Source organism: Dendronalium phyllosphericum CENA369, assembly GCF_016056275.1.
Lineage (GTDB): Bacteria > Cyanobacteriota > Cyanobacteriia > Cyanobacteriales > Nostocaceae > Dendronalium > Dendronalium phyllosphericum.
This window is the reverse complement of the sequence record NZ_JAECZA010000061.1, coordinates 1-26,105: the sequence shown is the minus strand read 5'-3', so window position 1 is coordinate 26,105 and position 26,105 is coordinate 1. Positions and strand designations below refer to the sequence as shown.

19 protein-coding genes and 1 pseudogene are annotated in these 26,105 nt (G+C 39.6%); all 20 read right to left on the bottom strand.

All coding sequences use genetic code 11. From position 1 onward, the window contains the following. A partial coding sequence (locus tag I8752_RS14615) for a DUF4277 domain-containing protein (RefSeq protein WP_225895663.1) occupies positions 1-200 on the bottom strand: 200 nt, incomplete at its 3' end. Between the two features lie 334 nt (positions 201-534). Next, positions 535-1,920 carry a PP2C family protein-serine/threonine phosphatase gene (locus tag I8752_RS14610; protein ID WP_214433043.1) on the bottom strand — a complete coding sequence of 462 codons (1,386 nt, stop codon included), beginning with the start codon at positions 1,918-1,920 and terminating at the stop codon, positions 535-537. Between the two features lie 1,247 nt (positions 1,921-3,167). Further along, the gene (gene ftsY / locus I8752_RS14605) at positions 3,168-4,913 is read right to left on the bottom strand and encodes a signal recognition particle-docking protein FtsY (protein ID WP_214433042.1); all 1,746 of its coding nucleotides are present in this window, start codon (positions 4,911-4,913) and stop codon (positions 3,168-3,170) included. 248 nt (positions 4,914-5,161) lie between these two features. Continuing rightward, on the bottom strand, positions 5,162-5,791 hold the full coding sequence (gene nusB, locus I8752_RS14600) for a transcription antitermination factor NusB (RefSeq protein ID WP_214433041.1): 630 nt from the start codon (positions 5,789-5,791) through the stop codon (positions 5,162-5,164). 103 nt (positions 5,792-5,894) lie between these two features. Beyond that, a complete protein-coding gene (locus I8752_RS14595) occupies positions 5,895-6,668 on the bottom strand; it encodes a DUF502 domain-containing protein (protein WP_214433040.1) in 774 nt (257 codons plus the stop codon). A 662-nt stretch (positions 6,669-7,330) separates the two neighbouring features. Continuing rightward, complete coding sequence (locus tag I8752_RS14590) at positions 7,331-8,239, bottom strand: glycosyltransferase family 2 protein (protein ID WP_214433039.1); 909 nt, start codon at positions 8,237-8,239, stop codon at positions 7,331-7,333. A 111-nt stretch (positions 8,240-8,350) separates the two neighbouring features. Then, complete coding sequence (hpsJ-B, locus tag I8752_RS14585; RefSeq protein ID WP_214433038.1) at positions 8,351-9,190, bottom strand: hormogonium polysaccharide biosynthesis protein HpsJ; 840 nt, start codon at positions 9,188-9,190, stop codon at positions 8,351-8,353. Positions 9,191-9,470: 280 nt separating this feature from the next. After that, complete coding sequence (locus I8752_RS14580) at positions 9,471-10,142, bottom strand: TIGR04282 family arsenosugar biosynthesis glycosyltransferase (protein WP_214433037.1); 672 nt, start codon at positions 10,140-10,142, stop codon at positions 9,471-9,473. Positions 10,143-10,174: 32 nt separating this feature from the next. Continuing rightward, positions 10,175-10,819 carry a pilus assembly FimT family protein gene (locus tag I8752_RS14575; RefSeq protein ID WP_318780851.1) on the bottom strand — a complete coding sequence of 215 codons (645 nt, stop codon included), beginning with the start codon at positions 10,817-10,819 and terminating at the stop codon, positions 10,175-10,177. A gap of 46 nt (positions 10,820-10,865) precedes the next feature. After that, positions 10,866-11,852 carry a glycosyltransferase gene (locus tag I8752_RS14570; protein ID WP_214433036.1) on the bottom strand — a complete coding sequence of 329 codons (987 nt, stop codon included), beginning with the start codon at positions 11,850-11,852 and terminating at the stop codon, positions 10,866-10,868. Further along, positions 11,845-12,846 carry a hormogonium polysaccharide biosynthesis glycosyltransferase HpsE gene (gene hpsE, locus I8752_RS14565; protein WP_214433035.1) on the bottom strand — a complete coding sequence of 334 codons (1,002 nt, stop codon included), beginning with the start codon at positions 12,844-12,846 and terminating at the stop codon, positions 11,845-11,847. Before hpsE (I8752_RS14565) ends, I8752_RS14570 begins: the two co-directional genes overlap by 8 nt. A gap of 21 nt (positions 12,847-12,867) precedes the next feature. Next, a complete protein-coding gene (gene hpsE, locus I8752_RS14560) occupies positions 12,868-13,830 on the bottom strand; it encodes a hormogonium polysaccharide biosynthesis glycosyltransferase HpsE (RefSeq protein ID WP_214433034.1) in 963 nt (320 codons plus the stop codon). A 359-nt stretch (positions 13,831-14,189) separates the two neighbouring features. Further along, positions 14,190-14,891 carry a pilus assembly FimT family protein gene (locus I8752_RS14555; RefSeq protein WP_214433033.1) on the bottom strand — a complete coding sequence of 234 codons (702 nt, stop codon included), beginning with the start codon at positions 14,889-14,891 and terminating at the stop codon, positions 14,190-14,192. A gap of 32 nt (positions 14,892-14,923) precedes the next feature. Continuing rightward, the gene (gene hpsC / locus I8752_RS14550; RefSeq protein ID WP_214433045.1) at positions 14,924-15,916 is read right to left on the bottom strand and encodes a hormogonium polysaccharide secretion pseudopilin HpsC; all 993 of its coding nucleotides are present in this window, start codon (positions 15,914-15,916) and stop codon (positions 14,924-14,926) included. A gap of 62 nt (positions 15,917-15,978) precedes the next feature. Further along, positions 15,979-16,671 carry a hormogonium polysaccharide secretion pseudopilin HpsB gene (gene hpsB, locus I8752_RS14545; protein WP_214433032.1) on the bottom strand — a complete coding sequence of 231 codons (693 nt, stop codon included), beginning with the start codon at positions 16,669-16,671 and terminating at the stop codon, positions 15,979-15,981. A 30-nt stretch (positions 16,672-16,701) separates the two neighbouring features. Beyond that, positions 16,702-21,414 (bottom strand): hormogonium polysaccharide biosynthesis protein HpsA, encoded by a 4,713-nt coding sequence (hpsA, locus tag I8752_RS14540; RefSeq protein ID WP_214433031.1) that lies wholly within the window; start codon positions 21,412-21,414, stop codon positions 16,702-16,704. A 481-nt stretch (positions 21,415-21,895) separates the two neighbouring features. After that, a complete protein-coding gene (rpmB, locus tag I8752_RS14535; protein ID WP_214433030.1) occupies positions 21,896-22,132 on the bottom strand; it encodes a 50S ribosomal protein L28 in 237 nt (78 codons plus the stop codon). Positions 22,133-22,287: 155 nt separating this feature from the next. Then, positions 22,288-24,270 (bottom strand): molecular chaperone HtpG, encoded by a 1,983-nt coding sequence (htpG, locus tag I8752_RS14530; protein WP_214433029.1) that lies wholly within the window; start codon positions 24,268-24,270, stop codon positions 22,288-22,290. Between the two features lie 132 nt (positions 24,271-24,402). After that, positions 24,403-25,755 (bottom strand): glycosyltransferase, encoded by a 1,353-nt coding sequence (locus tag I8752_RS14525; RefSeq protein ID WP_214433028.1) that lies wholly within the window; start codon positions 25,753-25,755, stop codon positions 24,403-24,405. 180 nt (positions 25,756-25,935) lie between these two features. After that, positions 25,936-26,105: pseudogene (locus I8752_RS14520) on the bottom strand (IS4 family transposase); the annotation flags it as partial.

The window sequence follows — 26,105 nt, the reverse complement described above, 5'->3', positions numbered from 1 at the left end:
AACATATATAACGTTCCTGATACAAAACCTAACCCATTTAATATCATTGCTTTAACTGCCTGACCCGCGCTTACCTTTTCTTGCGGGTGCTGTCCCAGTATTTTATTTATTTGGTCTACCAACTCTATTTCATCAATGATTCCTGCTACTATCCCCAGGTGATCTAAATTTTTTACTTCAATATTCAAGGGCGAATTCATTTTCACACTATTTCCCATCAACTATTTTTAGCTTTTCATGATGGAAGCTTATAGAGTGCTAATTTTATTTATTTTTTGACTTCTACCCTGATTCTGGCTATTAACTTTACTTCTCGGTTTTTATTGTCTCAATTTTTACCAATAGTCTGAATTTACTTACTGCTTTCTCTGTGTGCCAGTTTTAGGTGCGGAATGTGGGATACAACTGTTCAATTGTTTATTTCGGATGAAGATGCTAAAAGCAGTATAATATCACTGCTACACTAACACCACAATGCAACTGGCAATGCAGCGGCAGCAAAACCCAAATTTGATTGAGTTCGCGCAATCTTGACTACAAAATTTGCAAAACAACTAGCGTCATGTCATCGGTGTTTTGCTGCTCAGAACCGATGAATTGCTGAACTTGGTCAAAAAGGTAATCTACAATCTCTTGTGGATTGCTATAGTAGCTGCAAGCGACGCTGAAGGCAGTAACAAAGTTTTCTTCATCGAAGCGATCGCCACTGGCAGCAGCAGCATCAGTCAATCCATCTGTATAATAAATTATTGTATCTCCCATCTCTAACTGTGCTTGAGCATCTTCGTATTGGCTATTAGCATCCAAGCCAATCAGCATTCCTAGAGTATCCAATCGGGTGACAGTTTTTGTTGCTGCGTGCCACCACAAGGGAGGATTGTGTGCTGCATTACTGTAAGCTAATATCCGCGTCTTGGGATTATATTCTGAGTAAAACAAAGTCACAAAGCGATGTGAATTTTCCAAATCCGCATACATGACTCTATTCAAATTTTGCAGAATTCCAGCCGGGGAATTACCATGCAATACTTCTCCTTTGAGCATTCCCCGCATCATCGTCATAATTAGCCCTGCGGGGACACCTTTACCCATCACATCCCCAATCACCAAACCCCACCGACCAACTTCTTGACTAACTTTGCTATGTAATTGAATTTGATTGTGATTGGTAGGAATAAAATCGTAGTAGTCTCCACCAACGCGATTGGCAGGTTTACAGCGTGCGGCTAAAACTGCACCAGGAATATTAGGGCATTGACGCGGCAGCAGTCGCCGTTGAATTTCTGCTCCAATTTCTAGTTCTTGGTCTAAACGTTCCTTTTTCCTGAGTTCTACAGCTAATTCATCGTTTTCAATTGCTACTGCCGTTTGATCTGCTACCAATCGGACTAATTTTTGCCTAGTGTCAGTCCAACTATATTCTGGGTCGCGGCTCAATACATAAAGCCATCCCCGTTCTGTATGTTTTACTAGAATCGCCGTGCCAAAAATTTGTACATCTGGCCCCAAATAGCGATGCATCTGATCGTCCAACATCCCGGTGGCAGTTGCCAAAGGAGCGGTATTGGGTAAAAGAGTGATTTGACTGCTAGCGGTTTCTAAGGCTTTGCGAATATTTTTGCGCTGGCGGCTGTCCTGCCAGTGTAACTGCTCTAACCTGACTTGTCCGTTCGGTTTATAAAGAAACAGAGCACTGCCATCCGCATCTGTAACTCTTGTTGCCATCAGCGGAATCAACTCTAGAAACTGATTTAAATTATTAAAGCTTCTGAGGGCAAATCCTAAAGAACTCAGCAAATCTTGAATTTTGTTCTGTTCTCGGTGCAGCCTAGATACAAGTTCTTTTAGTGCCACGACTGGTGTAACATCCGTCGCGGCACTACTATTACTATCAGTGGGTTGGGAGGGCAGTTGAGACACAGTAGCGATACTATTACACTTTAGAGCAGTAGATTTTAGATTACTTATAACTTTTTTGTTTTTGAGATTGCTAAACCATATTGGGACAAGCTTTGTCACTTTAGCAAGAGTATAAAGACGTAAGACGTAACTGAATATAAGTATTGCATTTACTTATGACATATCTATTTAGATATAGTAGTTTTTAGCAGCGTATTTCTCATCGAAAACTGCTTGGCAAAAGTCTGCAATTCTTGTCAGCCTCCAGAAAGCAATCATTTTTTCATAATTTAATCAGCAAATCATACATCCTCAGGCATAAATAAATACTCTGAGCACAAAGTAATTTTGTGACATTTTTTAGAGTCTTCGAGCGAGCTGGTATCCTTCTCTATCGAGAGGCTCGGAGGATTAAAAGAGTGTAACTCAAGGAAACAAACAAGCTGCTACTCATCCTCAAATCTGAAAATAGAAGCTAAAGCGCATTTAATTTTCAGAAATACTCATAGTGGTTGTTGACCGCTGACTGTTGACTGTCAACAGTCAGCTTTGATCGATGTGCAATTTTAAAGCATAACAGCTTACAAACTTAAGATGCACTTTAGCTTACTCAAAAAAGAACTATAAAGCTAGTAATACACCATTAAGAAAAACCATACCTCATACGCAAAAACTTGAACTCAAAAGTTTTACTAGATTTAGTAGTTTGGCTGTTAAGTTTTCAACTTCTAATTTGCTAACAGAGAATATTTGTAAGTTATCTTGCAAGTACATACTGAGAGTTAACTTGGTAGTGTTGCTTTAGCTTACTTACATCAATCCACTATTTTAGAGACATTAGTAGAGACCTTTAGAGAAAGAATTCCCACAGAATGGAAAGTTTTCCAAAGTTCCGTTGGAATTTCTCAACGATCCAACCTAATATTTATGCTGCTAGATTTGACAAGCCCGTTTAGGTGTCAGAAAAACAGCGTCAGAGTGAAATTTTAGCAAAGTTTGCCCATACCTTGTAGCAAACTCACAGTTTTAGGTCTTAAGTTTTTGCCAATATTCTATTTTCAAGTCACTTCCAATTTCTAAACTACGGTTACGACAGTGGGTCACGAGTCAAAGCCCTTCGTGCAGGAGAAAGGGTAAGGAGAAAGAGGCAAAGGTAAAAAAATTCCTTTTCCTTTTAAACTTCCTCAGCCAAGCCTCTGACTTATGCTCTCCTGCTTTTTATCCCTTTCCCCAGCAAAACCTTACGCTCAATTTCCTGGCTCTTTCTATTAGCCACTTAATAAAGCTTCAACAAACTCATAGCTAGAAAAGGGACGTAAATCTTCAATACCTTCACCAGCACCAATAAAGCGAATAGGTAAACCTAGTTGCTGTACGACGGCAAGGGCAACGCCTCCTTTTGCAGTGCCATCCAGTTTAGTTAGCACCACCCCACTGAGTTGGGCTGCTTGGGAGAAAACTTCAGCTTGACGCAATCCATTTTGACCTAAAGTAGCATCTAAAACCAATAAAGATTCTATTTTGGCATTAGGGGCTTTTTTGTCAATAATTCGACGAATCTTAGTGAGTTCGTCCATGAGGTTTTTCTTATTTTGCAAACGCCCAGCAGTATCAACTAGAAGTAATTCAGTTTCTCTAGATTGGGCAGCAGCGATCGCATCAAATACCACTGCTGCCGGATCTGTATTTTTACCGGGATTGGCAATTACTTCAACACCGCTTCTAGTACCCCAAACCTTCACCTGTTCTACGGCAGCAGCCCGGAAGGTATCTGCTGCGCCAATCAAGCATTTATAACCTGATTTTTTTGCGAGGTGAGAGATTTTACCAATGGTAGTGGTTTTACCAGCACCATTTACCCCAGTAATTAACCAAATATTTAAGGTTTCTTTTTCTGGGGCAAAGCTAGGTTTGTGGGATTTTTGCAGTGGTTCATCCAACATATGCCGCAAGATTTCTTTGAGGAAGGCGATCGCTTCTTCTGGTGGAGTCACATCTTCGCGTAATTTTTTCTGAAGCGCGCTAATAATGTAATCTGTTGCTTCTACACCCACATCAGCTTGCAACAGCAAAGACTCAATTTCCGTTACTGCTGCTTGGTTGAGCGGCCCTTGCCCAACAATTGCTTTCAATTGATTCAAAATGCCACGACGGGTTTTATCTAAACCTTGCCGTAGCTTTTTCAGCCAATTAATTTCTTCAATAGAAACGTCTTCTGCACGCCTACCTTGGGCTGCCAATACTTCCGCTGACCACATAAACCCTTCATCAAAGGCTAGTCCAGGGAATTTCTCTGCTTCTGGTGTGGTAGTCGATGCAGCAGTAGCGGCTGATGGCTGCACTACTTGCGGTTGTGGCACTTCGATCGCACTGGCTATCAGTCGTTCTTGCTTGGCTTGCCGTTCTGCTGCTGCCCGTTCTAGAAAAGATATTGCTGGTTGCGATTCTTGTGAGGTGACAGATTCAGTATCTACTGTTTCTGTCTCATCCACTGTCAATTCTGGGTTGAGGGTTGTAGGCTCCTCGGTAACTTCTGTCACAGAGTCAGCTGCGGTTACAGATATCGGCAACTCTTCTGTAGTTGTTGGCACAACAGTTGCATCTGCCGCTTGCACTTGTGACGTTTCAATTTCTTGTGTAGACTGTTCCTCAACAGCTGCATCTGTATGCGGGGATTGTGCCGTTTCATCCACTTCAGTAACAGTATCAACTGCTTTTGAAGTTTGTACTGGTTGTATTTCAGTAGCTGTTGGTTCTACTAGTGTTTGTGCAACTGCTGAGTCAGTGGGAGTTTCTGCTTCTGGGGATTGTTGTTTTTGCTGGATATTTTTGTAAGCGGCTTTGGCAAATGCCAACAAGTCTGCCGTTGAGTCTTGTGCAGTTTCTGGTGTTGGAGTTGACGTTTCGGCTGGTTCTGGTTGGGGTTCTTTGGCTGGAGGAGTTTCTCCCTGTTTATTTTCGGAGGGAGTTTTAGAAGAATCGTTGTGTTGACGACGGAACCAATTAAAAACCATTGCAGCTAGCGATAAGAGTTGTTATGTGATTTATGAGTTATCAGTTTAGACTGTTGACTGTTGACAGTTAACAGTCAACTACTAAAAGTATTTATGCAATTTAGATGTGAGGCTAGTTGAAGAACTGTGCCAATTTACTATTGCTCCTCAACTCAAAACTTAGTACTCATATTTATAATTGTTGACGGTTGACAGTTAACGGTGATCAGTCATCAAGTAAATGTACAAGTTAAATGTGTAACAGATTACTAAGCAGTCTTTTTTTGCTCTGTGACTCGACGCAGCACACCGTTAATAAAACGATGACCTTCATCTCCACTGTAACGTTTGGCTAGCACCACAGCTTCGTTAATGGCCACACTATCTGGAAGTCCTAAAAAAAGCATTTCTCCGACAGCAATTCGCAAAATATCTCGGTCGATTTGGGCAAGGCGAGTCACTTGCCAATCGACCAAGGCTGAAGCAATTCGTTCATCAATATTAGTTCGCTCTTCGCTGACTACTTTGACAAGTTGGATAGCATATCTGCCAACTTCCTTATCTTGATTTGCCAACTGAATCAATTCTGGAAACTCAATGGCTGCACCTAGTTGATTGATTGCTGTTTGAGTGTATTGAATCGCTTCTTGAAGCATAGTTCTGGCGGTATTGATATCTGAAGCCCGCGTTTGACTAGTTAAGATGCGATCGTTGCTGCGTTGCAGTTCCGCAGCCGCATTGTCTAGGGTATCTTGTACTTCCGAGCGAAGAGTGCGTACAGTTGCTAGCACTAACTTTGGCAGATGATCTTCTGTCAATTTTTTCGGATTTACTGGTAACTGGCTAAGACTTAAAAGGGCCAATTCACGAGCAATTTGTTGGGGTTTTCGGTCTTGCATAAAAGTTGAGTGTCTAAGCACTAATGAAGGAGTTAGGTAATTAATCAATCCTGGCATCAAACCACCATATTATCTATTTGCTTGTGACTTTGGCGGATTGATTTTAAGTTTCTTCTACGGGGATGACAGACCGCTTTGTTTCTAGGGTTGGTGTTTCCAAAGTGTGTTCTTTAGAGATAAGAAGGGGAGGTAAGGGCGTATTTGGGGCAACAATACCACCAGAGACTACTACTTTAAAGGCATCTTCTACGGACATAGATAGGTTTACCACCTCATCCTCTGGAACGATCGCATACCAACCTGTGGTGGGATTTGGGGTAGTGGGAATGAATACACTCAGCATGGAACGAGACATATGAGCTTGGATTTCACTATCCATAACACCTGTAACAAAGGCGATCGCCCACACTCCTCGCCTAGGATACTCTACTAAAATTACACGGCGAAATCTGCCATTGGAATCTTTGAGCAGAGTTTCTAATAGTTGCTTCAGGGTTTTGTATACCTGTCCGGCTAAGGGAATTGCCTGTAATAACCGTTCGCCGAAATCTAGCAACCACCGCCCTGCAATATTTCGAGCCATCAACCCAATCAAGAGAATGCTCAACAGCGGTACAGCTAGCCCTACTGCTAGATTCAGTATGTTTACTAGTATAGGGTGCAGACCATCAAAGGGATTCAGTTGTTTGGGAATTTGGGTGAGAAAGTTAATCACCCAACTAGCAATGGTGATTGTTAGCCAGATAGTGGTTGCTAGCGGAATTACGACTAACAAACCAGCTATCAGGTCATTTTTTAAATCTTGTTTGAAGCGATCGATTCCCAAGCCCTTATTCTCCTTTTCTAGGCTAGCGGAACGTTGATTATTGCTATTCATACCAGGAGATTTGTCAAATTACGATGTCATTACATGTAGCATTTAGAAACACAAGCTACTGCCTAAAACTGCAAATAGCTGGGACACTGCCATGAAAACACGCACTGGTTACTTGAAAAACATCTCTTTTATGACCAAGCCCCGTTGGGGCGGGTGTAGGGTGTGGGGTGTGGGGTGTAGGGGAAGAGATAGCCCCAACAACCCTTGGGTACAAGCCCCGTATTTTAAAGCGATTGCACCATCTGGGGGTTCAAGCCCTGACCAATGCCGTCTTCACTACACCTAACACCCGTTGCGCCACACCCTGTTTTTGACAAAAGAGGTTATGGACATTACCAACCAGGATAGTGGCTGGTTTATCTTTGAGGATGTTACTTTTCTTTGTGCGACTTGTAAATGATTGTTGCTAATCTGTGAGATATTTCCGATCGTACCGCGCTCTTTGAAAAGCTGCTGATGCTGCTAAAAGCTCACAATACAAACAAACAAGCGATCGCATAGGTTATTATCTTGCGATCGCGTAGAAATGTTTTTGTGAAAAACTTATATTAAAAATATTAATTTATCATATCCATTCAGAATGCTTGCGGCTCAACCAAGTAACCCAAAAAATTACTAAAATTTATCGAGACAATCCAACCAGGATAAAAACTCAAGTTAAGTCAAACTGCGTCAACCTTGGTAACTTCTGAAGCCAAATGATGCGTTTTTGCTTGGCTATCCCCAGCTTGAGGTATTGCTGTCTCTAAACTAGGAGTCGGTAGATGCTGCATTTCCCAAACTTTGAGTAAAATTAAATATTCGTAGAACGCTTGTAATGTACACCAAGCCATTCCAGCCCGTCCATCTAAGCAGCCGCCCAAAAAGAAGTACATATATATAAAGCGTAGCAAAGGTCTGGCAGGCAAACGCAAAGACAAATCTTTGAGAGCGCGCCGTCTTTCAACTTCAGATTTACCTACGAACAAATCCCACCAGTTAATATTACCTTGTTTTAATTGATACAAAGTCTCTCTAGCTTCATCTGTGGAATAACGGTTGTGCTTTTCAATCCAGCGGCTTAGACCTTTGCTACAAGTGTAATGAGGATAAGTTTCCTTTAAAAAGCTAGTTGCACCGTCACAAACTTCTCGTTCGGTATGACCGTAGTCTGCGAACCAGACTTTACCGTGACGGAACAGACGCAATTGGTAACGGGGATATTGAGTGCTATAGCGAATCCAACGATTCATAAACATCACACGTTCGGCAACGTAGTAAGCAATGTAGTCTGGATTTTGCCTTGCCTGTTCGCATTCAGCAAACAGTTGTGGTGTCATCCGTTCGTCAGCTTCGAGAATATAGACCCACTCGTATTTTGGCGGAATGGATTCTAGCATCCAAGTGCGTTGGCGGCCGTGACTTTCAAAAGCGTGTTGAAAGACGCGTACAGGATAACGATTGGCAATTTCTACAGTGCGATCGCTACTGCATGAATCTACAACAATAATGTCGTCTGATAACATTGCCGACTCAATACAAGCGGCAATATCTAGTTCTTCGTTATATGTCAGTATGTAAATTGAGAACATTTTAAGTTTAATAATAATTTTACTAATTGCCTTGTTTTTAAGGATGAAGTTTGAAGTATTAAATTTCAGCTTTGATTTTTTAGCCTTCAGCCTTCATCCTGCAATCTTCTTTTAACGTGCAGCTGCTTTACGTCCACTACCTTGTAAAGTACCCATACCTCGTAATCCCGTCCAGCCGATGATTATGTAACCGATGGACAATAATAAACTACTAATACCAATTCGCAAACCAGATTTCCAAGCATTGTCTTTAGCTTGTTTTTCAGCTGCTTCTTTGCGTTCCCGAATTTGACTCAATCTTTGATTTGCCAATCCTTGGGGATCTGTTTGCTGGGCGATAAATTTGTCAAGTTCTTGGGGGTTGGCTTTAAACTTCTTGAGCAATTCTTTTTGAGTGGCGGGAAGTTGAGGATTCTCAAGAGCTTGTTTATATTTCTGGTCATCTTTGAGCAATTCGGTAAATTGAGCTCTAGCTTGATTTCGCAATTGTTCTAGTTGAGCTTTTCCTTGTTCGTTATTCAATTGAGCTTGAAATTGTGCTAGCTGAGTTTTCAATTGGTTTTCTGCTTGATCTGCATCTTGGTTAATTTGATTTACGGTTTGAGTGCTAGCTTGACGCACATTATTGAGATGCAAAGGAAAAATCAGCAAAAAGAGTAACCCTAAGATACTCGATATTATCAAAGCTGGAAATCTTAAGTCTACAGAGCGTGGGCGATCGCCATCACTGGCATCATCAATCCAATAGCCGACAAACAACATTCCTAAACCGACTAAAGGCACAATTCCCCTGTCAACTAGTGCTGTTGCTAAGTTGATTTGCCATGTGCGATCGGTTGGTTGGAAGGGTAACAACAGAATTAAAAAGTCAAGAAAAAAGGACAAAATTAAAATTATCCCCACTACTTTTAGCGTGAGGGCAGCGTTCACAGAGGCAAAACGGTTAGTCATAGTTTTTCAAACTTGCGATAAATCAGAATAGATTGTCCTATTTAAAGTTACTGGAATATTGTTCCCATGACCCTACCTATTCCATCAACCTCTTTGTTATCTGGGAACACAAGGCAGATGCAATACTGGTATAAACTTTCTGCCTCTTAGTTTGGAACTACACCACAGTAACACTTGTTAACTTGAGTGTCTTCAGAAAATTCTTGGTGTTTTAAGATACGAGGTAGGCTGGAGTCAAGAAATGAAAGCAGAGAAAAAGCAAAATTTTGAATTTACTTTTTCATCTTTCTAGCTCTCGATCGTCCCATACCCCGACTTCACCCTTGATAACTTGTTCCCAAATCGGCAGATCCTCTGGAAGGTCAACATCAGCCAATAAAGACAAGTATGTATGTAAGAGGTTCAGTTTGACAGCAATATCCACAGTCTGTTGCAATACTTGAGAAGTTCCCCAGTCGATGTTAGCGAATAATTCTCCAATGAAGCGACGCAAACCAATCAAGTAATAACCGCCATCAATTGCTGGGCCAAGTACGAGGTCAAAGCTATGCAGTTGCTCAAAGGCTTTGGTAAGAATCCGGGAATTTACACCAGGGCAATCTGTGCCAATAATAACAACTTGCTTCATCTCAGATTGAAAAGCATCGAAAAGCGATCGCGCCATTCGCAAACCCAAATCTCCCTCACCTTGCAACTGGTAAACTAAATCCAGCCCCAGCCAATTTTGCATCAGTTGTAAATTGCCACCAGTGAAGCGCACTTCCAAAGATACATTAGTTGCTTGTTGTAATTCTTTAACTTGAGATATTGTATGCTCGGTCATCTGCCGTTGCAGATTGGCAGCACCAACAGTACCTAAAGCAGGTATCAGTCGAGTTTTTGTTCTTCCTGGTTCTGGATAGCGAGTGAAAATAATCAGGTGCTGTTTTGAATTACTTAATGATTGCAGCACGCAGTACCTTATTTAACTTAACTAAAAATATCTTAATAGCAATACTTGTCTTTTTCATTAGCTCTAGAATGCTCTTTACCCATTTTTACTGCTCCTATAATAGTAGAGACATAGACACAACGCCTAACTTTACCACTATTGTGGCTATATAATGTTATCTGTCCTAAAGTTCTGAGTGATGTATCAGTACACTCATCTCCGACTTCATATATGGGACACCCTTGATAGTTAAATAAAACTCGCCAAACTTGTTGTGAGGAGTGTTTTGGTAAAGTTGTTTCGTATTTATCTTTATTGTTCTTGTTTAGATCGATACGAATATTTGGATGAAACTCGTACCAAACTTTATCATTGTTCATCACAGAAACCGGAATGAATTGTCCTTGTTCTGCTTTATGAACAGTCCATTGAACGATATTGTTATTTTGACGAAAACTAGTTTGCCAAGTTACTTTTTCTTTAGCAGCTTGATTTTGGGCTTGTTTGAGAGATTGATAAATTTCTTCTTGAGCAGCAGTAAGGCGGCGAACTTCCATAAAACTTTGCCAGTTAGGCAGTGCTAAAGCTATTAATATGCCAATTGCTACAATAGTGACTAATATTTCTGGTAAGGAAAAGCCACTACTAGAGCAATTATTGGAAATATTTTTTATCTTAATTGAATACTGTAAATGCACCCTAAATATATATTTGAATTTTAAGTATTTTTAACTACTACTATTTTTAGCAAGGTTTCAGTTTCTTCAGTTCTAACTTCATAATTGTAAGTAATGTTGTAGATATAGTAGGTGGTAAAATAATGATTATTACACTTTTAAATAACAGTTTTAGAGTAAAGCTTATCCGTTGAAGCCTTGAGTAATCATTTAAGAAATACTTCCACAAAAATTTAATCGCTGCTATACCTTTTTGTTTATTAAATGGTCGTTGTAAAGCTTTACAAGTCAGGTATTTGTAAAGATTAGTAAGACTCAATTTCCAACTAGTTTGATTTATTAATGGTCTTACTTGGTAAGCGCGTTCAAGTACTTGAAGGCAAGCCTTTTCTTGCCTTACAAGATTAGAAGACAAAGAATATGCGCTTACTCGATACAATATTTGCACGCAAGGCACAGCTACAAAAAAATATCGAGCGGCTAGTCTTAGCCACATATCCCAATCTTGCGCTGCCTTTAACGATTCATCAAATCCACCTAATTCAATTATAGATTCTTTATAAATTAAAGGATTAGAGCCATTTTCTAAAAAATTATTTATCAATAATTTTTCATAAATATCTCCATTTATACTCGTGTGCGTACCTGATACTAAGAATCGATCGTTCTCATCAATATAGTCAGTCCAACTATAAGCAACTTTTGCGGTTGGATTTTCTTGGAGAGCTTGCAACTGTAACTGAAGCTTATCAGATGTCCAAATATCATCAGCATCTAGAAAACTTACAAATTCTCCAAGTGCCATATTTAGCCCTCGGTTGCGACTCACATTTCCACCACCATTGGTGAATGTAAATACTTTGATTCGTGAGTCTTTAATCTCTGAGATAACATCTAAAGTTGAGTCTTGGGAACCATCATTAATAATAATTAATTCAAAATCCTCGAAAGTTTGTTTTAAAACAGAACCAATTGTTACTTTAATGGTTTTTTCACTGTTATAAACAGGAATAATTACTGAAATTATTGGTAATTTTGGGTTTATTTTATTCATGGCGCATAGTTACATTGTTTACCATCAATCTATTAAAATAAGACTTGAAAGAATAAAAAGGACTAAGCATACTACCCCAGTAAAACTCCATTTCAAAAAGTGTTATTATGTCGCTTTCTGATTTAGCTTTATATTTAACGAGGTGCTTTAATAATCGCCGTAAATTACCTAAAATAGTTTTGAGTAATATTATTGGTTTTTGCCAACTTGGAGAATTAATTAAACGTAGTTGAAAAGTACATAGTCCACAACCACGAGCTAAAGTTAATAAGTAGTCTTTTTCTAATCGCCAATATGGTATTTGATGATAAGTATGCATGGCAGGATTATACCAAATTTCCCAACCACCACTATGAATATAAAGTAATGGTTCGTAGTCATCACCCTGCACCAAAACTCCAGGTAATTTTCCACTAAGAGTAGGTCGTTGAGGAACATTCTCGCACCATGCTTGTTTGCGGATGACAAGTGCTGCACCAGGTGGTAGTCTTAAATTATCTGGATCGAACAAATGTGGTTGAGAACCGTGTTCTCTAATGGCTAAAAATGCCTGAATTTTTTCAAATTTTTCTGGCGGTTTTACTTCAAAATCACCATGAATCTGGCCGCTCCAAGCACCAGCTTTAGGGTGTTCAAATCCAAAGTTATAAGCTTTTGCTAACCAATCAGGTGCAGGTAGATTATCATCATCTAAAAATGCAACAAGCTTACCTCTAGATTCATGCACTGCACGCAGTCGTGCAAAAGCGGCTCCCTGCTGTGTTTCCATGAAATACTTTAAAGGACAACGATTAATATATAGTTTTTGATAATTATGAACTACCTCTTGTGTTGTATCTGAACTATTATTATCAACAACAATAATTTCCCAGTTGAGTGTTTCTAATCCTGTTTGATTAAAAAGTGAATCTAAAATTTTAGGTAATCTACTTGCTCCATTATATGTAGGAATAGCTACAGAAATATCTATAATATCATTTACTAATTTATTCATAAGAATTTCCTAGTTGTCTTGTTATTTAGATTTTAAATAACCATTTTTCCACAGGTAAAAGGGACTAATCAAGCTACTGAGATACAGTTGCATTTCGCATGTAGCAACCAAATCATCTTTTAAATTGAGTCCATATTTAAACAAGTGTAAAATAATTTTACACGAATCATTTATTATATAAATAAAACAAATAAATGGTTTATAAATAGGTTTTATATTCACAGTTCTGGTCACATAACGACTCAGCCCAATCCCAGTAAAAAAGGGAATTAAATAATCTTTTTGTAGCCTAAACCGGGGAATTTTATGATAGATTTCCATTTCAGGGTTGTACCAAATTTCCCAACCAGCTTTTTGAATGTAACTTATCATTTCTAAATCTTCACTAGTCAGCATATTTCCAGTAGTTCTACCACTTAAAATAAATTTATTTGGTACACTGTCTAACCATGCTTGACGACGGATTACAAGTCCAGCAGATGGAGGCAATAAATTTTTCTTGGCATCGTATAGCAGTGGTATATTTCCTCGTTCCGTAATGGCTAAAAAGGGACTAATTCGCCAAAAATTCGTTGGAGGTTCTACTTCCCAGTCTGGATGAATTTGACTACTATAAGCTCCTACTTGAGAATTTTTGTGACCAAAATCATAAGCTGCTGCTACCCACTTAGGTACTGGATAATTATCATCATCAAGAAATCCTATAAATTTGCCTAATGCGACTTCGATTGCCTTTTTGCGGGCATAAGCAGCTCCCTGCTTTGCTTCAAAGAAATACTTTAAAAAATCAGGGCGTTGCCATTTTTCTTGATAACTTTGAACAACTTTAGCTGTATTGTCAGTGCTATTGTTATCTATAACAATAATTTCCCAAGTCAATTTTTCAGTGTAAGTTTGATTGTGCAGTCGTTCTAGTAGTTCGGGTAAACGACTTGCACCGTTATAAGTTGGTATAGCTACAGTAAATTCAATAATTTCAGCCATCTTCCTAAAGTTATATTTGAGTAACTTGCTTTTAGAAAGTGCTTGACCAATTTAAAACATCAAAAGTAACACACTGTCAAGCTTATTTAGTTACTAACAAACAAGTAATGTATAAAAAGATAAAATGCATCCTATATTAACGCGAGTTCAGTTGGAACTTTTTTAACCCCTTTCCAAACCTCTTCCCTAAAAAGAGAGGGTAAAAAACCACGATCTGAATTGTTTCTCTCTTTCCGAAACGGAGAGAGTAGTTGGCAAGAAGAGATTTGTCGAACTCACGTTATATTACAATTTTGCTGTCAATATTCTATTTGCTACACAGTGTTTATACTAAAATTTTATGTTAATTTGCTACACAATTAATTACATTTATTATCTTTATCTGTGACAATTGAGCCTAAGAGAGTTTTTACAATAACACATCTTTTTGTACTAGTTGGGGATGTAGAACTGCTAGAACTGGGTATGGCTACTGCAATTTTTATACCAGGAGCATCTGTTGAATTGGATGGTGGTGTACCGAAGTTAGCATTAGGCAAAGTAGCCATGTAGTCAAAAGTAATTGTTTGTTTGTTAGTGCTAGCATTATATTCCTGAGCATAGGAAACAGAACTGCCAGCTGTATTTTGATCGCTCAAATTTGTACCAAGCAATACTGTTCCTGGTTTAATTTGTACATCCTCGCCTAAATTACGCCAGTAGTTATCAGGTAAGGAGCCATCAGGATAAATAGCAATCTTTGCTACGTTGTTACTATTTGTTGTAAAACTGACGCTGTAGCTACGTTTGGTTTTTTGGGCTTGTCGTTGTGCTTCTTGTAGGGCAGTGATTATGAAATCGTTAGCTTTATTGAGCCGTTGTCGGTTTATAAAGGTAAGCCAGCTAGGAGTTGCGATCGCAGCTAGCACCCCTATCATGACAACTACGACGATTAATTCTATCATGCTAAAGCCAGCTTCTTGTGGAACATTTTTCACAGCAAAATGACTAGCTATACACTGCCGTTGAGTTTTCTTCTTTCCATCGTGGGTATACAACGACTTAAAACTTAGCTTGTTCATAATCAGCTATAATTAATTTTTATTTTCAGCACTTACTTAGTAAATAAATAACCGCGCCCTTGTACTCGTATACTTGCAGTTGGAAAATAGGCGCTTTTGCTAGCTGTATAATCCAAGTTATTTTTTTGTAACCGAGCAATTGCATTACCTCTTAAAAACACCTGTGCTGTAGTGTTAATCCTATCCACACAAGCATAAAAGCTAGTCATTTGACCTGTGTTAATAGTATTAAAACTAGTAGGTGTTACTTTTGACGAGCCTGTAGGACATGTTGTCGCTCCTGGCGCTCCTGTTATTGTTTGGTCTATAAAATCAACAAGTACTATAGGAGTATCGGAGTAACTAACATTGTTGACTACATCTGCTCCACTACTATTTTTAGTAGTGTATTGACTGAGTCTTGTCCACTTATTCATTTTTTCTTCTATGGTGCCTACTCCATCAAGATTAAAAAGGGCAAAACCTCCGCTAGGGCAATAGCCACTGATATACTTGCCTGTATATCCAGTACAAGCTACACCGCTATTACTCGCTATGCCATCCTTAATTTGCCATCTAGCAATGCGAGCAGCATTAGACCAAGTAGTGTTAGTGTCCTTAATTAGATAGTAGGCAACCAATGAATATACATAAGCATCATCTTTGTCACTACCTGTAACTGTAATTGCTTGGTTGACTAATTCTCGTTTCCAAAAAACAAGTACAGGCACTCTATCTGTTGCGCTTGGGTCAGGTAGTTGAGCTTTAATAGCATCAACGCCAGTAGCATCATATATGTAGATAGCTTGTTGTAGATCGCGAGCAATGTAATCGAGTGCTGCTTGAATTTCTTGTTCAGAGTTGGCCTTTGCTTGCTCCTGTCGGTCTGTACTCATAACGTTAATCATGAATCCTAGCAATGGCGCGATTACAAGAAATGCTAGAACTATGGCTACTAACAATTCAATTAAGGTAAAACCACCAACTTGCTGAATACCCTTCGAGCGTTTTAGTTGGATGTTGAGCAGGAATTTTAGTGCCCTCATCATACTCTGTTCTTCTCTTTAGTGAATAGATAGATGGCTATTGAATAATTCGACTTTGCCGATTATTCACAAGCTTTATTTGTTGCAACACCAAGACGCTGGCATAAAGCTTTAAATGAAGTATTAGTACTAGCAATGTCAGTAGTCATTTCGATCAATGGTGATTGCCGATCGCCTATTCCATTAGTGAAAGTTCTTTGAGTATTCTTGGTTGTACTAGTGCTAGCAGTTAGAGGTTTGCTAAAGTCAACATCTGCGCGATAAACCCGAATTCCTAAGCGGTAGCCGTCGCTTGCTGTAGTACTTTGGACAATTCGACGAGCTTGAATGTAGAATCCCAATAGTTTATCTTGGTTTGCACACACTCCAACAGTGATAATAGCGTCCTTTGTAAAGCAATATAAATCTGGGTCGCTTGCCGATGTGGGAACTGGCATCTTTGTGTAAATTAAATAGTCGCTTGGTGTATTTACAAGATTTCTATTAAGAGTCGTACTGGGAGGATCGAGTACTGGGTTAATTTGCTGAGGTGCTGGAATGACTCCAGTTCTAACCCCATCAATGTATGTTTTGGCAGCTCGTGTAGCCAGTTCCACACGTCGAGCCTGAACTCTAGTAGCTGTTGACATGACGATCGCAGGTGCGATCGCAACTAGTAAAATGGCAACTACAATTATTGCTACTAATGACTCAATGATTGTAAAACCAGAATCATCGCAAGGACAGTTTTGTTGCTTTTGTTTGTGCTTTATCATCGGTCGTTACCAACTTCTAAAATTCTGTCTCTAAGAGCAAGGACGTTGATCTGCGTCAATTGCATAGGTATCGTCGGTTCTCTTTGCACACAACAAAGTTTTTACCCAAGGATCGTCTCGACCAACTTCTCGGAAGTACTCATCTGGCAGATCGTCTGGTACTCTCACCAATTTTTGGGCAAACAAGTCAGGCGATTGTGATAGCAGCCCGACATCATAACCCCATTGTCTTGTAGGAGCTATATAAAAAGGAGCTTTATTACCGTTACCAACGATAGGATACGAGTCTGTTAACAATGACCTGAATGGTCCAGTAGCATAAGCACTACGCTTAAACTGGATAAAAGAGCCACTAATCCTCGCTTTTATAGCATCAGCTGTAGTATCTGTTGGGTTCCAGTTTTCCAAAAACCGTACAAAGTTGTGTAAGCCACCATTGTCTTCTGTGGAGCGTGCTGGAGTATCTCCAGCTGCTGACACTAAATTAAAGGTTGTATCGGTAGCTAGTTGCAGCCAGTTGTTGTGAACATTACTCCCTGTTGAATTAGAAGGCGGGCCTATATATGTAGTAGATTCGGCTGAAGGTATTCCAGAGGGTTTATTAATTTGTAAAACTGCCTGCAAACGTGGTTGGCTCGCTTGTGTACTGCTTAGAGTTTCGTTGACGAGTAATAAATGTGTATCAACAGGATCATCATTAGAGTTGTCACTTTTTGCATCGGTTTTTGTAGTTGTCTGGAACCACAAGGCATTACTTGTTTGCTTAGGATAAGTAGTACTGCTATAGGGAAACTCTGCTACATTGCCACTACTACTATCGATTCCCAAAGGTATGGGAAGATTATTACTATCAAGAACCAAATTACCCAACTTACCAATGGTGGTGTCACGCTTAAAAGCAACTCGACGAGGATAGCGCTGATATGCAGTAGCAGCGGGTGTAGCTGTCGTAGCCGATTCTAAGTCACCGGGAGCTTGACCTACAATTCCGCCACTAATGTCCCACGTGTGCTTATGGGCAGTATAGTTTGTTGGGTTTGTTGGATCTAAATCAACATACCAATCTCCAGATCCACACGCCGAAACAGGTAGTTTCGGACAAAGTTCCATTAAATATTCGTTAAATGTTACTCGTCGTTGGATAGGTGTAACAAAGTTGTTTAGGTAAGAACTAAAGATTTTAGGAAAACCAGTGCTACTGTTATACCAGTTAGCATTTGTAACGTAGTTGTTGGTAAAAAAGCCATTTGCTTTAAATGCATTATTAGAATTGCTATCTCCCAAATTATTGTTCAAGTCATAGTCCCCATCATTACGAAAACCCAACTGGAAACTATTAGAGAGTAGGGTTACAGCATCGGCCAATACAGTTGCGGGTCGCCATTCGTCTCCAGTAGTACAATTTTGTAGTCTTGCGTCGCCTGGACGACAGGCAAATTGAACATTACGTTTCTGTCCGCTAGCTGGGCGAGTATAGAAATTGCTCCAATCATCTTGCAGCCCATCTGTAAATTCTTGTTGGGTATGAAGATTCAAGTTCCCCTTGACATACACAGGCAAGTTAGAAGCTAAAATCAGCCCTTTCTCTGCGTCTCTATATCTTTGATCGTTGGTTGTACTTCCACGCCAGATTTTATCGCCATTGATTAACATAATGGCGTTAGGACGACGAGTTGGATCGAGTATAAAGTCTACAGGACTTTCTGTCTTCTGAGTTTCTTGTTGTTGTGTAGATGAGACTCCTGTAGGTTTAGTCGAACTTAAATCTAAAAGCGCGTCATCACGAGTAGCATAAATAATACCGCTATTGGGCAGCAAATATTCTGTTACAGTTGACACGCCACCACTTATAGATTTTTGACGCAATTGATTAATATCTAAGATTGTGGCGCGAATTTCTAGAGGTTGACGCTGTTCTTTGGGGAGGTTGTAATCTGCTGCGGATGGTACACTGGCTCCGCTATCTGCATTTGTGAATGTTTCTAAAGCTGGAGTTGTTCCATTGTCTTTATGAATTGCCTTAATTTGTCTGGCATCAAGAAAAGCAGTTTCCGTAATTGCACCGTGAGGAATAATAGGAGTAGTTTGAACGCTAACAGTACCATCTAAAATTTGGATAGCACAGAGTGCAGATTCAACGGCAGACCTTTCTGAAAGAGTACGAGCGGCAGTAGTAGTTTTTGCTAAAGCGTTTTTGAGTGGCTCATTCACCCAACGTCCGTTGGGATATTGTAATTTAGCTTGGTAACTGAGCACATTAGCGTAAGTAGTTTCACCATTAGCAGTATCAGGAGCAGCATAAACTACACCATTATTAGAGTTACCATTATTTGTATTATCCTGAGGTGAGTTAATGGGGGATACATCAGGTAGACCTGTTTTGTTTCTGGCTCTAGCGTTGCTTGTAGGATCGTAGTAGCTACTGACACAAGCAATAGGTGACGGTGCTTTCTCGTTGTAGCTTGCAATGTTATAGTGGTAAACTGCTGTAGCCCGCATCCGTAGGTAAGGTGTGTACTCATCTAGTAGCTGTTGATCCGTTTTAATACCTCTTACTAAAACGCTAATACCAGATTTGGGTGAGCCGTTGACTAATACGATATCTGCATCTTTAACACCATTACTAGTTGCAGCTGTCTGTGAAGCTACTGGCATCATATCTGACCAGATGTTTGTAGTTACACTAGCAGCTGTAGAAAAATCGGTATCAGCAGTAATAGTAATACCGTTAACAACATCAGCAACACGACCTGTAGTGGTATAACGACTAGGTAAGTAAACCCCTGCACCAGTCACTACCCGTAAGCCGCCAACAGGGTCTTGTGGACTAGTTGGTACTTTAGCAGCTGCTAATTCCCAATCTTTATCTCGCTCTGTGGCTCCTAAATCAGCTAGTTGCTCTACACGACTGCGACGAGTACGAGTTCCAGTTCCGTTATCCCACACAAAATTTAAGAGCGATTGAGTGTCTTGCGGATTTGGGCCAACAAAGCTAAAGCTTGTTTTATTCCACCATAATTCGGGAAGGTTATTACCAATCAAAGCTCGGTCGCCTAAGGTTTGTTCTTTACCTTCTAAATCTTTTTGTAGTGTATTAGGTTCGGTTGCCGCAGGTAAAAGCTTTGTGCTACTGCTTGTATTTAGTGTCAGTTTAGTATAATTAGTACCTGTTGTATTATCAGTGGTATCGGTGGGATATATCCAAGGATCTGGTGGACGTAGCTTATCAGGATCTGGTGAACTTGCCGCAGTGTCTTTGTTTTGAAGTAACTCACTTTCCTTACTACCTCCAACTGCATAATCCCCTAAAGCATTACCTCCAAAACCAACTTCAGCATAAGGTACACGACGGGTACGCCTTTTAAAGTAAGCCTCTAATTGTTGTCGGCGGAATCGCTCCTCTTCGTCTGTGGTGTAACTTGATAAACCAAGTTTAGTCTTTTGCTTTTGAATCGCATCTTTTACTTCCTGCGGGTCGCCAGTTGCAGAATTAGCCATTTGAGCGCTAACCAAGCGGTTGATGCGTTGTACATAAGCGAGGCTGTTGTATGCTATGTTACTCGGCCCTGCGGTGACTGATTTGTTAGCAGTAATACCAGGAGTTGCACCACCACCACTAACAGTGGTAGGGTCGACTCCTTTTCCTCTGTATAAATGGACTACTGTACTAGAACTTAAATCACTAGCATCTGTAAATCCTCCAGCACCTAAATTTCCACCAATAATAATTTTGGCGTTGTCATCTTCGTAAAAACAGGAATTTACACTACTAACTTGATACAGCTTAACTGTGGCAGTACCTACTCCTGCCGTAATGAAGTTACTATTAGTAAAAATCCGACCATTCAACTTGAAGCTAGTACCGGGAGCCAGTGCAATATCATCTTCATAAACAACTGCATTATTAACCAAAGGTAGTTGCACGCGGTCTTGTTCGTACTCTAATGCAACAAAACCTTTATTACCTTTATACTGCTCGTAATTACTATTTGGTGGAGTAGTAATAGGAACAGTTGCAGTGTATGCAAAAAAGCTTTTTTTCAATTTACCGCCAATATTAAACCAGCCAGTGCTACCTACCAAGGTGGCACTCGTACCTAGATTATCTCCACAATCTCCATTTACACTACCAGCAGTCATGGGTGGAGTTCTCGCCTCTAGAGTATTTCTGGCGCGGGTATATACCCCACTGGTAATGGGAGGATTTTTAAAGTAAATACCGTAAAGAGTGTAACTATCAAATTTGCCGTTATTGTTAGTATCAACTGGGTACAACCATGCTGTTGTTATGTTATTAGTACCTTGAGTTAACTTCAGCGGAGTTTCATCTCCAAAAGTATATTCATTGATGTTGTTTGTCAAAGTACTATACAAAGCATCATCTGTTGGTGTAGCTCGTGGTAAGCGTCCATCTTGAAATAGCTTGTTTAACTTAGCTCTAGCTCTATCTATTGCCGGAGTTGTAGCGTTGAGAACAGTTTCGTTCACTCGAACATTGCTAGCATTTTTAGAGCGTTCAAAAGAGCGAAATAAAATCGCCGTAGTTAGCAGCAAAACTACCAACGATACCATTACTACTGTTGGCAAAACAAAACCAGCATTCACCGAGCTTCGTCGTCTCTTAGGTACAAATAAAGTTCGGAGTAGCCAAATAATTTGCTTTTTAATTGCAGATAAAAAATTCTTACTAATCTGTTTGGATATTTTTTTTACTGTCTTGACTATCTGGCGTTTTGTGAACATAGATGCTTTCTTGTCAAGTAATTTTTTACAAAATTTGCTTTTTTGGCAATGAAAAACTTTGCCTGTTAAGTGAATTTACAGGCAAAATTTTGTTTGATTATGTAGCTAATTATCTTTTTAAACTAACTCACGAATGCAGGATGAAAACATAAAGACTGATTTTTGAAGTTAGATCGGTTGTCAAATTTTTATATCTTCTAAAAAAGACTGATTGTTTCAGATTTTTAATTCATGAATTACAAAGGATAAGTTGACATTGACTTTAAAAAATTTATTTCATCTGAAAGCAACTTCATGAAGATATAGTTAGCTCGGTAAGCTTATAATACCCACCTATTAGATGAAACATATCAACTAAGTACAAAATAATATAAAGTAATTAAAAACCTCCCCAAAATAGGGAGGCTACGTGGTAAGTATTCTTAATACTAAGCAAATTTCTGAGTCTTAAGGCTGGTAGTACATACCTTGGTTCAGAAGCTTAATAATGATTCAAGTTTATTCCAGCTTCTTTAGCCATTGCTTCTAAACCTTTAGTTTCTAGGGTTTTGATGGCTTTAGTAGATAGCTTTAGTTTTACCCAACGATTTCCACCTGCCCACCAAACGCGCTTGGTTTGCAAGTTGGCGTGTTGCAGGCGTTTGGTACGACGGTGAGAGTGAGAAATTGCAAAGGCGTTATTTGCCTTCTTACCAGTTAGTTCGCAGCGACGAGACATATCAAGTATCTCCAGTTTGCTTGGATTTTATTACAACCTTTCTATTTTAGGGCTTAGATGGGGAGATGAGGGAGATGAGGGGGATGAGGGGGATGAGGAAGCAGAGGGGCGGAGGAGATAAAACTACTGACTCCTGACCCCTGACAACTGACAACTTACTTACTAGCTTGTTCTGTGAGCTTAGTTAGTACCTCGTTTGAACGCTCAACAAAAGATTTCATTCCTTCAGCGTCAAAGCCTTTTTGAGACATCAGTGCCAAATCATAAACGTGTTGGCAAATCATATTCACCAACTGCGTTGTAGGTGATTGACCATCACCTTGAATAATACTGCCTTGACTGAGATTCGCTAAATTTTGAATCAAGGGGTGAGCGGTATTTACCAGCAAAATGTGGTCTTCGGGAAACTCTGCTGACTGCTGCTGCATCATCGCGTTCATTTCCCGCAGACGGCGGAGAATTTCTGGTAGTAGTACCATTGCAGGTGGTGTGCCATGGGGATTGTCAGACTTCAAAGCTTCGGTGCGAATGTTGACTTTGGGTTTGTTGAGGGATTTTTCAAATAATTCTTTGATGACTTCACTGCGAGTTTTATTTGTTTTAGGATCGACAATTTCGCCAGCTTTATCTTGATCTAGCAGGGTATTATCCAAATCGGAGTCTACCCGCGTAAATTTCACATCTTGATATTCCCGTTCTAGGAAGTTGATAAAGTGGGTGTCGATAAAGGAGTCCATAAACAGGACTTCCAAACCTTGGTTTTTATGTAGTTCTACGTAAGTTGCTTGAGTAGCTTCATCAGTGCAGTAAAAAACCCGATTTTCGTGGCGTTCTTTATTGCGTTCTAAGTATTCTTTAAGAGTGGTATAAGGAGTGCTGGATGTAGATTCCTGTGAGGGAGAGGTGACATCTTGCCAAACATCTCCTTCTTGAGACTGTACTTCAACTGCTGGAGTTGCGGTAGCAGCTTTTTCAGCAATCTTAGCTGTGGTACGGAAGATGATGATGTCTTCGATTTGTTTCTTGAATTTCTCGTCATTGAGAACGCCAAATTTCACAAAAGTGCCGAGATCCTTCCAAGCACTAATATATTGTTCGCGGTTGTCGCGGTAAAGTTCTTTGAGGCGATCGCCTACTTTCTTAGCTATATAATCGCCGATTTTCCGCACGGTGCGATCGCCTTGTAGGGCGCTACGTGATACGTTTAGGGGAATGTCGGTACTGTCAATCACACCCCGCATTGGTGTGAGAAATTGCGGGATAATTTCTTCACAGTTATCACTGACAAAAACTTGATTACAAAATAGTTTGATTTGCCCTTTTGTCACATCTACATCTGGCTTCATTTTGGGAAAATACAAAATTCCGTTGATGATAAACGGATAGTCAGTGTTCAGATGCACCCACAATAGTGGTTCTTCTTGAAAAGGGTACAGGTAGCGGTAAAACTCTAAGTACTCTTCTTTACTCAGATTACTGGGAGATTCTCGCCAAGGTGCTTTTTGCTTATTTATTACCTCACCTTCCAGTTTGATTGGTACTGGCATGAAGTCGCAATAAGTCTTGACAAGATTTTTGATACGTGCTGATTCTAAAAATTCTTCCTCTTCTGCTTGGAGAGTCAGGGTAATGGTAGTGCCGTGAGTTGTACGGGGTGATTCTTCTATGGTGAACTCTGGAGAACCATCGCAACTCCAATGAACAGCTTGCGCTCCTTGTTGGTAAGAGAGAGTGTCTATTTCAACTTTTTGCGCCACCATGAAGGAGGAGTAGAAGCCTAGACCAAAGTGACCGATAATTGGTTGGTCTGATTTGCCTTCATACTTGTGAATAAATTCTTCGGCACTAGAGAAAGCAACTTGATTAATGTACTTTTTTACTTCCTCTGCTGTCATCCCGATGCCATTATCGGTAATGGAAAGGGTCTTTTTGTCTTTGTCAATAGCAATCTGAATTTCCAGTTCGCCAATGTCTCCCGTATATTCTCCAGCACGGGATACCATATTCAGCTTTTGGATCGCGTCTACAGCGTTGGATACCAATTCCCGTAAGAAGATTTGATGATCTGAGTAAAGGGATTTCTTGATAATCGGGAAAATGTTCTCAGTATGAATGCTGATAGTGCCTTGTTCTAGCATAGTTATCCGTCTGTTCTACATGCAGAAATAACTCTGAGGATCAATTTTCCGCGATCCTCAGTTGTTATGGGTAAGGAATGCCTCTTTATTTTATTCGGATTTCACTACCCCCAGAAGTAAGTGCTATTAAATCTAATGGTGGAGGTTGCTATATATAGCAGCTAAATCCGCAGCCTGCATATTTACAGTGCGAACAGGTTTGATACCTTGGCGCAGTTGATTAAGTAAGTTTACATCTGTTGCTAAACGTTGTAGCGCATCAGTCCAGGCTTTGACATCGTTAGCTGTAACTAACCATCCATCAATACCATGTCTTACTAATTCGGCAATTCCCCCCAAATTAGAACCAATTACAGGTAGGGATAGGGCGTGAGCTTCCAGTACTACTAAAGGGCCTGTTTCCAACCATTGGGAAGGTGCAGCGAGTATATCATAACTAGCCAGGGCTTTTGGCAGTTCTTCCCTTGTGAGTTGTTTCTCTATACGAATGCGGGGATCGTTACCAATCAATTTTAAGATTTGCTTGCGATATCGTTCATCCTGAGCTATGCCATGAATTATTAATTCAATGGGAATTGCAATAGGTAAATCTTTAACTGCTCGTACTAAAATATCTACACCTTTATATATATCCCAACGTCCTAAAAAAACTACTTTTAAAGGTTGAGATTGCTGTTTATTATGCGACAATTTTTCTGGTTTAACGTCAGCAATTCCACATCGGCACAGAAGGAGTTTTTCTTCAGGAACGCCATTAATAATTAGAGCTTTATAAAGCCAATCGCACACTGCTATAATTCTGTCAGCAAATTTTGCCATTTCTAGTAAACTTTGTTGACGAGCATTAACATAACCAGGAACAACAAAAGGACGCACAAAGCGTCCTAAATTACCTTCGTTTACAGAAACTGGGAGATAGGCACTTGTGGGCAAAGGTAATTTACACAAGATAGAAATAGGCAAATTACTTAAAGTTTTAATTATTGCCGCAGGTAAATTGCCGCTCAAAGTATCAGCACATTGGGAACAACGCAAGACATCAATTTTGCCATCACAAACCTGCTGTCCATTAAACATTAAAGTAGTTCGCTGACAAATAGGTAAAGGATAGTGGATAGTTACCACTGTTGCCATACCTAATTCCTTTGCCAAACGTAGATGAGGCAGTCCACAATGTACTTCCCAATGATGTTGATGATATATATCTGCTTTTTGATTAGATAGCCAATTAGCAAAATATTCAAATTTACCATGAGGATATTGCCCATGATTAGGTTGTGTTTTCGGTATAGGAGATACAGGATATCGATAAACTTCTACATCACTATACTCATAAGTATATTCCTTTCTAGAACCATTACTAGCGGCTGCTATTTTAATTTCAATATTGTGCGATCGCAGTTTTGGTAGTAAATCGTTGAGGTTTACTTGAATCCCTCCACATTTATCTGGAAAATAACGGGCAAGAGTTTGAATTACTTTCATAATTAGAGTTTCTAGGGCAACAAATGAATTATTGCTATTTTATTGGCTTAAAATATTACATACATATACATATATCTCGTACATACTCTCAACAAGCATTAGTAAAAATATCAGAAATGTTGAATTCTAATACAAAACTTTACATATCTAGTTACACTAGCTCTAAAAAGATTAAATTACTCAACAAAACATAATTTCCTCAAACCAATGAACATAACTGATTTTCTGACACATACAAGATTGTAAATAGCGAAGTTTATCTAATAGTGTATGTCCCCATTGTTGTGGGATAGATAATATCTGTAAAATTAGATAGGCTATTAAACTAACGTAAATTTGTATGGTGATAC